This is a genomic window from Vibrio cholerae ATCC 14035 (assembly GCF_000621645.1).
GTDB lineage: Bacteria > Pseudomonadota > Gammaproteobacteria > Enterobacterales > Vibrionaceae > Vibrio > Vibrio cholerae.
Genome location: NZ_JHXR01000020.1, coordinates 1 through 12,980, shown reverse-complemented (window position 1 = coordinate 12,980; position 12,980 = coordinate 1). Strand labels below are relative to the sequence as shown.

9 protein-coding genes are annotated in these 12,980 nt (G+C 47.2%); 3 read left to right on the top strand and 6 right to left on the bottom strand.

All coding sequences use genetic code 11. The annotated features are described in order from the left end of the window. The first annotated feature begins 225 nt into the window (after positions 1 to 225). The 3 genes from fruB to fruA are packed head-to-tail and all read left to right on the top strand — an operon-like array spanning position 226 to position 4,117. Entirely contained in the window at positions 226 to 1,398 is a 1,173-nt protein-coding gene (gene fruB, locus T411_RS0111955) for a fused PTS fructose transporter subunit IIA/HPr protein (RefSeq protein ID WP_000891949.1), read from the top strand. A 10-nt stretch (positions 1,399 to 1,408) separates the two neighbouring features. Next, the gene (gene pfkB / locus T411_RS0111950; protein WP_000163397.1) at positions 1,409 to 2,362 is read left to right on the top strand and encodes a 1-phosphofructokinase; all 954 of its coding nucleotides are present in this window, start codon (positions 1,409 to 1,411) and stop codon (positions 2,360 to 2,362) included. 18 nt (positions 2,363 to 2,380) lie between these two features. Further along, on the top strand, positions 2,381 to 4,117 hold the full coding sequence (gene fruA / locus T411_RS0111945) for a PTS fructose transporter subunit IIBC (protein WP_000684709.1): 1,737 nt from the start codon (positions 2,381 to 2,383) through the stop codon (positions 4,115 to 4,117). Between the two features lie 226 nt (positions 4,118 to 4,343). On the opposite strand, the gene T411_RS0111940 is transcribed toward fruA, so the two are convergent. From T411_RS0111940 to T411_RS0111910, 6 genes are all read right to left on the bottom strand, one after another. Then, positions 4,344 to 5,027: an ATP-dependent zinc protease family protein gene (locus tag T411_RS0111940; protein ID WP_000082071.1), complete on the bottom strand. Its 684-nt coding sequence runs from the start codon at positions 5,025 to 5,027 to the stop codon at positions 4,344 to 4,346. 57 nt (positions 5,028 to 5,084) lie between these two features. Further along, positions 5,085 to 6,266, bottom strand: a complete 1,182-nt coding sequence (locus tag T411_RS0111935; RefSeq protein WP_000494051.1) for an amino acid aminotransferase — start codon at positions 6,264 to 6,266, stop codon at positions 5,085 to 5,087. 121 nt (positions 6,267 to 6,387) lie between these two features. Beyond that, the gene (nrdG, locus tag T411_RS0111930; RefSeq protein WP_001106207.1) at positions 6,388 to 6,855 is read right to left on the bottom strand and encodes an anaerobic ribonucleoside-triphosphate reductase-activating protein; all 468 of its coding nucleotides are present in this window, start codon (positions 6,853 to 6,855) and stop codon (positions 6,388 to 6,390) included. Between the two features lie 4 nt (positions 6,856 to 6,859). Further along, positions 6,860 to 8,980, bottom strand: coding sequence for an anaerobic ribonucleoside-triphosphate reductase (gene nrdD, locus T411_RS0111925; protein ID WP_000802766.1), 2,121 nt, complete (start codon positions 8,978 to 8,980; stop codon positions 6,860 to 6,862). A 462-nt stretch (positions 8,981 to 9,442) separates the two neighbouring features. After that, positions 9,443 to 12,220, bottom strand: coding sequence for an alkaline phosphatase family protein (locus T411_RS0111915; protein ID WP_000509637.1), 2,778 nt, complete (start codon positions 12,218 to 12,220; stop codon positions 9,443 to 9,445). Positions 12,221 to 12,638: 418 nt separating this feature from the next. Then, the coding region (locus tag T411_RS0111910; RefSeq protein ID WP_027694893.1) for an integrase core domain-containing protein at positions 12,639 to 12,980 on the bottom strand (342 nt) is incomplete at its 5' end.

Below are 12,980 nucleotides of genomic sequence, written 5' to 3'. Positions count from 1 at the left end.
AGTACCGTTGATTCACAATCTCGTCCACTACAAAGGTCAGATTGTGTCGAGTATCCAGCAGCAAGATCGTGAGTATTCGAGGTTTTGCTGAATTTTTTTGCCCTTTGTGCTGAACCGATTCAGCTCAAAGGAAAACGAGACGGGATGAATGACAAGGTATTGCTTCAACTGAAAACCTGCAGCGATACATCACATCTCGCCTATAGAGGCAGACAGGAGTTAAGAATGTTAGAACTCACTACACAAGATATTCAATTGCAGCAAAACTTTGCGAATAAGCAAGCTGCGATTCAAGGACTGGCTCACGCGTTGACCGCGAAAGGCTTAGTGGCAGAAGGCTATGCGCAAGGTATGCTCAATCGCGAAGCACAGCATTCCACCTATCTCGGTAATGGGATTGCGATTCCGCATGGCACAACCGATACCCGTGAACTGGTTAAACAGACAGGTGTCACCGCCATGCACTTCCCGCAAGGTTTGGATTGGGGAGACGGTAATCTGGTGTATGTGGCCATCGGTATCGCCGCAAAATCGGATGAACATTTGGGCATTCTAAAGCAGCTGACCAGAGTGCTGTCTGCCGATGGCGTTGAGCAAGCGCTCCAGCAAGCCAAAACAGCGCAACAAATCATTGCCATTATCAAAGGTGAAGCCCAGTTAACCGCAGATTTTGACGCTTCGTTGATCCAATTGCAGTTTCCAGCCAGTGATATGGTGCAAATGAGCGCTGTTGCGGGGGGATTGTTGAAAAACACGGGCTGCGCAGAAAATGAATTTGTTGCCGACCTAGTCACTAAAGCACCGACTCATCTTGGACGCGGTTTGTGGTTAGTAGCCAGCGATCGCGCAGTAAAACGGACTGGGATGTCGATCGTCACTACGGCAAACCATTGTGAATATGAGCAACAAGCGGTGAAAGCGCTGATTGCGTTTTCGGTGTGTAATGACCTCCATCAGCCTCTGCTTAACACCATTACTCAGTGCGTGTTTGAGCAAAAACAAGATCAACTCTTGCAGGCCGATGTTCAGCAACTGCTTAATCTGTTTAGCGGCAACGCTGAGCAAACAATAGCTGGGGAAACGATAGCCGCAGAAACGGTGGCGGAGCCTGATTCTGCTCGCGCTCATACGGCGACTTTCCGCATTAAAAATAGCCATGGTTTGCACGCTCGTCCCGGTGCGATGTTAGTCGCCGAAGCCAAGAAGTTTGAATCTAATATCCGTGTGTCTAACCTGGATGGCGATGGTCAAGTCGTCAATGCCAAAAGCTTGATGAAAGTGATTGCGCTGGGCGTAAAACACAATCATCAGTTGCAGTTCACCGCAGAAGGCCCAGATGCAGAAGCCGCGCTGCAAGCGCTAGGCGGGGCGATCAATGCTGGCTTAGGCGAAGGTTAAGGGGCATCACATGACAAAAAAAGTGGTCACCATCACCTTAAATCCAGCGCTCGATTTAACGGGCAGTGTAAACCAGCTTAACGTTGGCTCAGTCAGCTTAGTTGGCCAAAGTTCACTGCATGCCGCGGGCAAAGGGGTAAACGTTGCCAAAGTACTCAGTGAACTTGGCGCACAAGTGACAGTTACGGGCTTTCTTGGCCGAGATAATCAAGAACTCTTCTGCCAACTGTTTGAGCAGTTGGGCGTACAGGATGCGTTTATTCGCATCGTGGGAGCGACGCGTATTAACGTCAAACTGGTTGAACAAAACGGCGCAGTCAGTGACATCAATTTTCCCGGTATTCAGGTGACGAAAGCGGATATTGAGGCTTTCGAAGCGACCTTACAGCGTCTAGCACAAGATCATGATTATTTCGTGCTCGCGGGCAGTTTGCCACAAGGTATCTCACCACAGCGCTGTGCTGGGTGGATTGCCCAACTGCGCAGCATGAATAAAAAAGTACTGTTTGACAGCAGCCGCGATGCACTGTTGGCAGGATTGGATGCTAAACCTTGGCTGATTAAACCCAATGATGAAGAGCTTTCTCAATGGTGTGGTCGCGAGCTGACTACCCTAACCGACTGCCAGCAAGCCGCCGCCGAACTTGCTCAAAAACAGATTGAAAACATTGTTATTTCGATGGGGGCCGAAGGCGTGATGTGGCTGCACGAAAACCAATGGTTGCATGCAAAACCACCCAAAATGCAGGTGGTGAGTACAGTCGGCGCAGGCGATACGCTGGTTGCTGGTCTATGCTGGGGACATATGCAACGTATGGAAAAAGAATCTTTGCTCCGTTTCGCAACGGCCTTGTCTGCACTTGCGGTAACCCAAGTCGGCGTTGGTCTTGGTGATTGGGAGCAACTCAATACCCTACAACAACAAATTCAAGTATCCGCACTCCATCCTACGATGAGTGCCTAAGGACAGAAGGTCGTGAAGATGAAAATAGCCATTGTAACCGCATGCCCAAGTGGCGTTGCCAATAGCATTATTGCGGCGGGTTTACTGCAGCAAGCCAGTAAAACGTTAGAGTGGGAAGCCTATATCGAATGTCACTCAACAGTGATTGCAGGCCACACCTTAAGCGAAGAGGAAATCAATAAAGCCGATCTGGTCGTACTGGCCGCTAACGGCGAGATTGATATGCAGCGTTTTGTCGGTAAAAAAGTCTACCAAAGCCCTATTACCGCCTGTACTTCCGATCCCGTCGGTTACCTTAAGCAAGCCGCAGAACAAGCGACTGAACTCAGCTCCGAGCAGGCAACACGCTGTGACTCCCCCGCCACAGTGCCTGTTTCTGCCAAAAAAATCGTCGCCATTACTGCTTGCCCAACGGGGGTTGCACACACCTTTATGGCAGCGGAAGCACTAGAAGCGGAAGCGACACGTCAAGGCCATCAGATCAAAGTTGAAACGCGTGGTTCTGTCGGTGCTAAAAACCAACTGACAGAGCAAGAAATTGCTGCCGCCGATCTAGTGATTATCGCGGCCGATATTGATGTTCCTCTGGATCGCTTCAATGGTAAAAAACTCTATAAAACCAGTACTGGCCTCGCGTTGAAGAAAACCGCGCAGGAGCTCAGTAATGCCTTCGCGCAAGCAAAAACTTTCTCAAGCTCTGCCAACAGCGCGACTAACGAGAAAGCAGAAGAGAAAAAAGGCGTGTATAAACACTTGATGACAGGCGTATCGCACATGCTGCCTGTCGTGGTCGCTGGCGGTCTTATCATCGCGCTCTCTTTCGTATTTGGTATTGAAGCATTCAAAGAAGAAGGCACTTTAGCTGCTGCTTTAATGCAGATTGGTGGAGGTTCAGCATTTGCGCTGATGATTCCGGTGCTTGCTGGCTACATTGCATTTTCTATTGCCGATCGTCCGGGACTGGCTCCGGGTTTAATTGGCGGTATGCTCGCAAGCTCAACGGGCGCCGGTTTCCTTGGCGGTATCGTTGCAGGTTTCCTCGCGGGTTACAGCGCCAAATTTATTGCCGATAAAGTGCAACTGCCTCAATCAATGGCCGCGCTAAAACCGATTTTGATCATCCCGTTTATTGCCAGCTTATTTACCGGATTAGTGATGATTTACGTCGTGGGCGGCCCCATGTCGAGCATCATGAGCGGTATGACCAGCTTCCTAAACAACATGGGTTCAACCAACGCGATTTTGCTCGGTATTGTGCTTGGGGCCATGATGTGTTTCGACTTAGGTGGGCCAGTGAACAAAGCCGCATACACCTTCGGCGTCGGCTTACTCGCCTCACAAACTTATGCGCCAATGGCCGCGATCATGGCGGCAGGTATGGTGCCAGCATTGGGTATGGGCTTAGCAACCTTTATCGCGAAAGACAAGTTTGAAGCGGGAGAGCGCGAAGCAGGAAAAGCCTCTTTTGTTCTGGGCCTATGCTTTATCTCTGAAGGTGCAATTCCTTTTGCCGCCAAAGATCCAATGCGAGTGATCCCAGCTTGTATGGTCGGTGGAGCCGTGACAGGCGCACTCTCTATGCTATTTGGCGCGAAATTGATGGCGCCACACGGCGGTCTGTTTGTGCTCTTGATCCCGAATGCGATAAGCCCGGTGCTGCTGTACTTGGTCGCGATTGCTGTCGGTACGGCGATTACCGGTTTTGGCTACGCTATGCTGAAAAAGTCGGCACAAGCCAAAGCGGTCGCGGCTTAATCTGAGTGCGCGGTGAAAGGCGTACTTAGTGACATAAATGCTCAGTGAAATGAAAAAGCCAGTGGAATTCCGCTGGCTTTTTATATCGAAAGAACTTTTTATCCATCAATAACTTAGAATGGCGAACCTAAAAGTGCTTTCCCATGAACCTAGATTCCCTATGTGCATGGTGAGCGGAACATAGTCAACACTTTCACTGCCCTCAAGTTAGGCGAGAAGATTCGGACTATTTTTTAGGGCTTGGATGTTTGGGTTGAATATAGTGGCGAGAGACATCCACCACCGCGACATCTTTAAAGAAGCTGCGCCCCAGTAGCAGTGGATAAGTTAAGTGCGTGCGATCGGTCAAAGTAAACTCCGTTTGCTCTTTCAAATCACCAATTTGGATCCATGCAACCACAACGGCTCTACGCTGCGCTTCCTCGGCACTCGATTGACGAATTCTCACCCAACGTTCGACGGGTAAACTTAACTCCTCACTGCGAATGTTGTCGTGCTCAATACGAAATTTCACCCAATCCTGTCCGCCGCGTTCAAAAGGCACGATATCTACCGCACTGATCGATGAGGTGGTCGCCCCAGTATCAATTCGTGCTTTGAAACTCTCTTTCAAACCCGGCAGATAAACCCACTCTTTATCGCCCAATACTATCTTGCCATCAGAAGTTTTTGTCGCTGTCGAAAAATCATCTTTCTCTTCAAACGAGTGTGCAGGCTCAAGCAAGGGTAAAGTCTCGACCAGAGGAGCATTAGGATCGACGATCTCTTCAGGCACGGTTGCCACAGGCTGAGCTTGCGTCTCCACCACCTCAGGCACTTGTGCCGGTGTAGATGGCACCGGATTGGTAGCGCAAGCCACCAATCCACTACTTAACATTAATGGTACTAACAACTTCAGTGGTTGACTCATACTTTCACCTAATCAAATACCACCCTTCCTGATTGGGCATATTGCTGTCATCTTCATTTACGACACATGAATAATAGCATTGGCCACATAAGGAATGTCTTTTTCGGTCAGCCCTGCGATATTAATTCTGCCATCTGCGACACCATAAATCGCAAACTCTTCACGCAGCCTTCCCATCTGCTCTGCACTGAATCCTAGTACAGTAAACATGCCTCTATGGCTCTCAATGAAGTCGAATTGTCGCGTATTGTGTTGATTTCTCAACTCATTACACAAATTTTTGCGCAGAGTTAACAAACGTTGCTGCATTTCACTCAACTCTTGTTTCCAAATTGCCGTGAGCTGCTCATCTCTTAACACTGTTTTGACGAGAGCAGCACCGTGATCGGGCGGCATAGTGTAAGTGGAACGCGCTAAGGTCAGCATTTTGCCGCGTGCATTGGTCACCTCTTGCTGATTTTTCCCAATCACAATAGCCGCTCCCGTACGCTCACGGTACAAGCCGAAATTCTTAGAGCAGGATGTCGTGATCAACATCTCTTCCATGCGCTCAGCCATGTAACGCAAACCTTGTGCATCTTGTTCTAAGCCGTCACCAAAACCTTGATAGGCGATGTCGACAAAAGGGATAAAGCCGTTTTTCTGCGCCAACTCAGTGATCGCTTGCCACGCAGAAAAATCGATATCGGCACCTGTCGGGTTATGACAACAACCATGCAGTAACACCACATCTTTCGTTCCCGCTTGTGCCAGATCGGCCAACATTTGTTCGGTATCCACCATTTTGGTTTCACGGCTGAAATAACGGTAGTAACGTACTTTCAGACCAGCCGCTTCCATCACGGGCTTGTGGTTGACATAACTAGGATCAGTGATCCACACGGTAGTATCCGGTTGTGCCACGCGCATTAAATCCCCCAGCATACGCAGCGCACCGCTGGCTCCCGGAGTCTGGATTGCAATCGTGCGCTCCGTATCCAAGGTTGAACCTAATACGAGCTGCATCATGCTCTGGTTGAACTCTTCACAACCGGCAAGGCCGACATAAGATTTGGTTTTTTGGCTTGCCACCACTTTATCTTGCGCCAGCGCAACGGCACGCATAATTGGTGTTTCGCCAAGACTGTTTTTATAAACGCCGATTCCAAGATCCACTTTTTGTGGACGAGGATCATTGCGAAAGGCGACGGAGAGAGAAAGTATTGGATCTAAAACTGGTGCTGGTAAATGAGTAAACATGAAAGTCACAACCCTTTGAAATTCAGGTAACAACTCACAAAGTAAACCAGATAAGAGAAAACCGAAAGGGATTTTTTGTTCTCAGTCGCCCCTTAAACACTAGAGCGCTGAGAACAAGGACTTACAAGGTAAAGCGATGAATCACTTGATTCGCACTGCCCCGCCACTCTAGCCCAGGATCAGCCTGCTCTTGGATAAATTTGCCATCCACCAACACATCAATGTATGGCAGTAAAGCTTGTTGGTTATCATCCAATTCCGCCAAGGTATATCCCGTCCAGAGCCAAATATCTTTATCTGGGCACTCGGTTTTTACCCGCTGAACAAGCTGTAACACCGCTGATAAATTGGCAGGATGCATCGGATCGCCACCCGAGAGCGATAATCCACGGCGTTTGATACGTGTGTCTTTCAAGTCCGCAATGATTTTATCTTCCATCTCTTGGGTATAGCGATGTCCAGACGACAGCGACCACGTGCTTTGGTTATAACATCCTTTACATTGATGAACGCAGCCGGAGACAAACAGCGTGCAGCGTGTCCCCGGCCCGTTAACCACATCAATCGGATAATATTGATGGTAATTCATACTGTTACAGGTGTTTTACCCGACGTTTGACTTCTTCTTGCTTACCGACGTTAAATGGACGTGCATCTGGGCTGCCCAAATAACCGCATACTCGACGCGTCACTGAGACTTTGGTCGGCTCATGATTGCCACATCGCGGGCAAACAAACCCTTTACTGGTACAGTCAAATTCGCCAGTGAAACCACACTCATAACATTCATCGATTGGCGTATTGGTCCCGTAATACGGCACGCGGTGATAACTGTAATCCCATACGTTTTCGAGTGCTTCTACGTTACGTTGCATGTTCGGGAATTCGCCGTAGCAGATGAATCCACCGCTTGAAATTTCCGGATATGGCATTTCAAAATCGATCTTATCGTACGGATTCACCTTCTTCTGAACATCCAAATGGAAGCTGTTGGTGTAGTAACCTTTATCCGTCACCCCTTCCACCACGCCAAATTGCTTGGCATCAATTCGGCAGAATCGGCTGCACAGGTTTTCACTCGGTGTGCCATACAGGCTGAACGCGTAACCAGTCTCTTTTTTCCACTGTTCAACCGCGTTGCGCAGATGTTGAATGATTTTCACGGCTTCTTCGCGCAGTTGCACATCATCATAAACATGCTTTTGCTGACCAAACAGCGCCATGATGGTTTCATGTACACCGATATAACCCAATGAAATAGAAGCACGGCCATGTTTGAAAATATCCGCAATCGAATCATTTGCTTTCAAACGCACACCACACGCACCTTCCATATATAGGATTGGTGCAACACGTGCTTTCACATTTTCTAAACGGTTAATCCGAGTATCTAATGCGCGGCGAGCAATTTTCAGTTTGTCATCCAACAGAGCATAGAATTTGTTTATATCGCCTTTCGCCTGCAAGGCAATGCGTGGCAGGTTCAAGCTGACAACGCCAAGATTATTACGCCCTTCATGGATCAACTCCCCATTTTCCTCATAAGGATTTAGGAAAGAGCGACATCCCATCGGGGTTTTGAATGAACCCGTCACTTCAACCACTTTGTCGTAGTTGAGAATGTCTGGGTACATGCGTTTAGAAGCGCACTCTAACGCGATCTGCTTAATGTCGTAATTAGGATCTTCTGCTTTGTGGTTGAGCCCATCTTTAATCGCAAACACCAGTTTCGGGAATACCGCCGTTTTACGGTTTTTACCCAAACCTGCGATGCGATTTTTCAGGATCGATTGCTGGATCAAGCGCGATTCCCAGCTTGTACCCAGACCAAAACCAAAAGTCACAAACGGTGTTTGCCCATTCGCGGTATGCAGCGTGTTGACTTCATACTCCAACGATTGGAAAGCGTCATAGCACTCTTTTTCCGTGCGCGCCTTAGCAAACGCTTCAGGGTTGTGAATATCCCATTCGCGGGCAATCTCTAAATGCTTTTCGTAGCTTGCCGTCACATAAGGAGCCAGTACTTCATCAATCCGGTTGATGGTAGTGCCACCATAAATATGGCTCGCGACTTGAGCAATAATTTGCGCGGTAACTGCCGTTGCGGTTGAAATTGACTTAGGCGTGTCAATTTCAGCATTACCCATTTTAAACCCATGAGTCAGCATGCCTTTTAAGTCAATCAACATGCAGTTAAACATCGGGAAGAAAGGCGCGTAATCCAGATCATGATAATGAATATCGCCCGACTCATGAGCTTGCACCACATCACGTGGTAAAATTCGCGTTTTGGCATAATGCTTGGCGACAATACCCGCCAACAAATCGCGCTGAGTCGGGATCACTTTGCCATCTTTATTGGCGTTTTCATTGAGCAGATCCGCATTGCTTTCTTGGATCAGACCTTCGATCTCTTTGGTCAGCTTGCTCTGCTTCTCACGCGCGACATCGCGGTCATGGCGATATTCAATGTATGAACGAGCTAATGCTTTGTACGGGCCTTGCATTAGCTCGTTCTCTACTAAGGTTTGAATCTCGGTGATGTGTACCTCATCGTAATCACGCAGCTTGAGTTCAACGGCTAATGCCACATTGAGTGCGTAGATAGCGATTTCCTGATCGGCATGTTCCGCAGCACTTTCTACAGCAGCTTGGATACGATCCCTGTTGAATGGCGCTTTTGAGCCATCACGTTTGATTACGATAGGTTTCACCTTCTCTCCTTACCCAGCATACTCACAGAGTTATCCACAAATACACTATATAGGGCTAATTTTTCTGCGACTGACACTATATGTTGTGGCGTATTTAACGAAATGCATCAAGTGAGAGTATTGATTTAGATCAACGAAAACCGACCAATGAACAAGATCAATGCGATCTTATTGGGGAAGATCTCAAACCAGAAAGAAACCTTGAAAATCGTGATTTTTGTGATGGGGCAACCTTGAACTCAATGAAGTATTGTCAGACGCATTGCTACGCTTGAGTGAATCCCCAAACCGCTGGAAAAGTGCGAAATACACGCCCCGAGTTTAACGTCTAGAATACCGATTAAGTTCTCATTTTCTGATGACCGCTCAAGCATGAGCTCCTGCACGTCAATCATGCCGCTTGCTACAGTACAACACTGTACCCAAGCGACTTGACATTGTAGATCGACGTAAAGTGAGACGTTACTGAATATCTAACTTATTGAGTAATGAAGGGTAACCCCAGCCATCATGGCCAGCCTCAATACTTTCTCCTGTTAAATACTCATAAAGTGTAGGAGCCAAAGAGCCATTTTGTTCCGATTGTAGTGCCATCGCATTAGGCCCAATCGGTTTACCCCAGAATCCCAAAAACGCATCTTTTTCTAAGTAGCTTTCACCAGCGTGTCGTCCCGGCACTTTGGTGTTGTATCCGACGCCCTGCTTAGGGAAGAGATTCATCGTGCCGGCACGATCTTCTTCATAAAGTGCCGCAAGCTGATTCACAGAGTCAGGACGAGGAGTGAAGCGGGTTAGCTGCCGCCATTCCTGCTCATCACACCAAGTCGCTATGTTCGCTTCTTCAGCACGATAGAGACATTTGTCCACCAACTGCGCGAACTCTTCGAGAGCCTTGGCTTGAGGCTTAGGTAAATATGGATTCAGTTGCTGTAGCTGTAATAGCTGAGGTTGGCCTTGCTGTGACGTGTAAAAACGCTTATTACCCACTAGGCGTATGATCTCATCCAAGCGCTGACCTTCACGCATGCCGATCACCCGCACAGCACAATCATCCACAGTACAGGTTTTCTCTCTAACCACTAAGTAATCCAAGCTATCCCCTAAACGAACAAGGCTTTCACTAACAATATCAAGGGGTTTGTCACTCTCTTTGGGTTGCCACTGGGTCAATTCTTGATAAATAGGTTGTGTTGCCCACCCTGCCGCTGAATTAAAGAAATCGAGCATGAAGTTACCTCCGGCAGTCGAGGCCACCACCACATCAATCTTCTGATAACTGGGCGCATTAAGAGCATTGGTTAATTTCGGCCCCTCTCCTTCATCGGAGGAAATTTTCTCCAGCGCAATCTTAATCCCCAGATCTTTTTGTAATGACTCAAAAATTTTACGTTCTGGATTTAAGGTGCCGTAAACGGGAGCTAAACCGTGATCGCCCGCCATTCCCCATAAAGTACGCTCATAAACTCCAGCTTTTTTGTATGCGGCTTCTGTTTCTCTCAACCAGTAATCTAAGCGATTCAATTCTCCCGTTGGCATGATCACCTCATCGCTAAACGGTCCAGCGAAATGGGCAAAATGGTCGGGCCAAGGATTATAAATCAGCGTGTAATCGGGCATGCCAAAGATGTCCCGCTCAGCATATTCAGCCAGTTGTTGCTCAAGGCGCTGCTTTAATGTCGCTCGCGTTAATACCATCCATTTCGACGAATTTTGGTAAGCGGTGATCTGCTCAATTAATTTCGCTCTTAATGGGGTAAGTTGACGTTCCACCTCCGCTCTTTCATTTAATTCTCGCAAACAACGTTTTTCACCGAAATCGCGTAGAGCTTCGCCAGCACCAAGATTCACCAGTCCATCGTAGGTAGTATGTGCATTCCAATCGTACTGAGCGTTGCAGTTGAGTGTTTTCAAGTAATCTAGGCGATCGAACATTGTCTTCACACCTCGTTCATTGACCAAGCGATCGAGCTGCAAAGCATCGTTGCCAAAAAAGTAGTAAGCGCGATCTGCTTGACGATCAACGAAGTGGAAATTGGGAATACCAGTACCACCAAGCCCAGAAACCTTAGCGCCAGTTTTGATGATAGGTAAATTACGCACACTGATTGTCGGTGTCGAAGAGATACCGACTTGCACAATGGTTTGACGATAATGCTGATAAAGCTGTTTGAAGAAGGGCAAATAGTAAGGATCTTGATAATTTTGCTCAGCCAAGGTGGAGAGGAAACGGACTTGTTGCTTATGTTCTAGCGGCTCCATCAGCGTTGAATGCTGGCTTTTTTCAGCTTGTTGATGCTCTGCATAGACTTGTTTGATAAAGGGGTTTTCTGGGTGAACAAGCCCTTCAATCAAGCCTTGCTGCAAACCATCCACTGTCACTTGTACCGCAAAACGGCGCTGCTGTTGTGAAGTTAAAAAAGTGACTAATTGCTCAGGGTCACTGTCCAATGTTTTGTTTAACCACTCTTTTAAACGCGCGGTGCGCTCTTCCTGATAAAGAAATTGTCGATATCCTTTCAGCACATTCAAACGCACAAAATCAATTAGGCTAACCGTAATAGCTTGCGCTTTGTTGTTCACTTTATTGGCGTTTTCTGGTTTCGCATCTTCTAGAACCGACAGAAGTGCATGTTTCATCTCCCCCTCATCCATGCCGTTGGCCGTTTGACGCAGAATATCCACGACAAGTGGTTGAATTTTTGAGACTAAGGCGTTATCAGCAGGCGTATCCGACAAATACTGGTATTGGGAAGGCAGTTGTTTGAGATCACGCCACTCACCAATCTGAACTAGAGCGTCATACAAGGTCACCATAGTCGCAATAAATTCACTGTCGACTTTAATTCCTTCCTGGTGAGCTTGATCTTTACTATGTTGGCTTTGCTCTGTCACTACAGGTTTGCCAAGCTGAAACAAACTATGTTCAAACCCCTTTAAGGCTGGCTCATCATACACAGTGGATAAGTAATTTTTGAATTGATCTTCCGTTGCCATGCCGGTGTAGCGGTCATAATACTGATAAAGAAAATATCCCAACGGGATTGCATAGCTGGGATCGGATATTTGCTTTATGACTCGCGCTTTCGTTTTTACGTCCAATGGTAAGGTGAGGATATAACTATCCAAAGTGAGACCAGCGATAGTAAACAGCGCAGTATCGCGTGTTAATCGAGTTGAATAACTCAACGAGTTGGTGATTTGATGCTTAAAAACATGCGCCGAGTTATACACGCCTCCCATAAGAGGCATTGATTCCACTGCGCCATTTACTGAAAAGGGTAAACATCCCAAAATAGCCATTATTGAGAGTCTTTTACATTGATGAGATGAGTACATAATCTTTCCTATTTCAGTTTGATAATGCGTCAATTTAAAGGTTAAAGCGCTTGAAAAACCAACACTCTGCCTTCGATAACATAATGAATCAACACATGTTTCGTAATTCTGACTCTATATCTCTTTATTCTTGAAACATTTTTCTATCACATCATTCTATGCAGTATGGCTACTAAAAGTATTGAAATGCGCAAAACACGTAGACATTGGGGGATTGATACGGTCATGAGAACGATGAAACCAATGAAAAGAGCAGCGGACTTAGCCGACAATATCTGCCTATAAAGCACCTCGATAGCGACACTTACTCAAGCTGTAGTGGTCAACTAAAATTGGCCACGGTTTTAGAGTTTTCCCAATATAATCGTTCTGATTCATTGGGAGTTAGACCACCGTTATACTGATGTGGCCTGAGTTGGCAGTAATATCCGATAATGTAGCGGGTGATCTCTTGTTGAGCCTCAGCGAAGCTACGATAACCCACAGTTGGCACCCATTCCGTCTTCAGACTTCTAAAGAAGCGCTCTATCGGCGCATTATCCCAACAGTTTCCTCGGCGAGATAAACTCTGTTTTATTTGAAAGCGCCACAGTAATTGACGGTATTTACGGCTAGTATAATGACTGCCTTGATCGCTATGGAACATGACACCTTTTGGCTTTCC

What these genes read in the sequence shown, in the direction of transcription:
- fruA (WP_000684709.1), top strand. Translation starts at nt 2,381, where the DNA reads ATGAAAATAGCCATTGTAACCGCATGCCCAAGTGGCGTTGCCAATAGC.
- pfkB (WP_000163397.1), top strand. Translation starts at nt 1,409, where the DNA reads ATGACAAAAAAAGTGGTCACCATCACCTTAAATCCAGCGCTCGATTTA.
- T411_RS0111935 (WP_000494051.1), bottom strand. Translation starts at nt 6,266, where the DNA reads ATGTTTACTCATTTACCAGCACCAGTTTTAGATCCAATACTTTCTCTC.
- T411_RS0111940 (WP_000082071.1), bottom strand. Translation starts at nt 5,027, where the DNA reads ATGAGTCAACCACTGAAGTTGTTAGTACCATTAATGTTAAGTAGTGGA.
- T411_RS0111915 (WP_000509637.1), bottom strand. Translation starts at nt 12,220, where the DNA reads ATGGGAGGCGTGTATAACTCGGCGCATGTTTTTAAGCATCAAATCACC.
- nrdG (WP_001106207.1), bottom strand. Translation starts at nt 6,855, where the DNA reads ATGAATTACCATCAATATTATCCGATTGATGTGGTTAACGGGCCGGGG.
- fruB (WP_000891949.1), top strand. Translation starts at nt 226, where the DNA reads ATGTTAGAACTCACTACACAAGATATTCAATTGCAGCAAAACTTTGCG.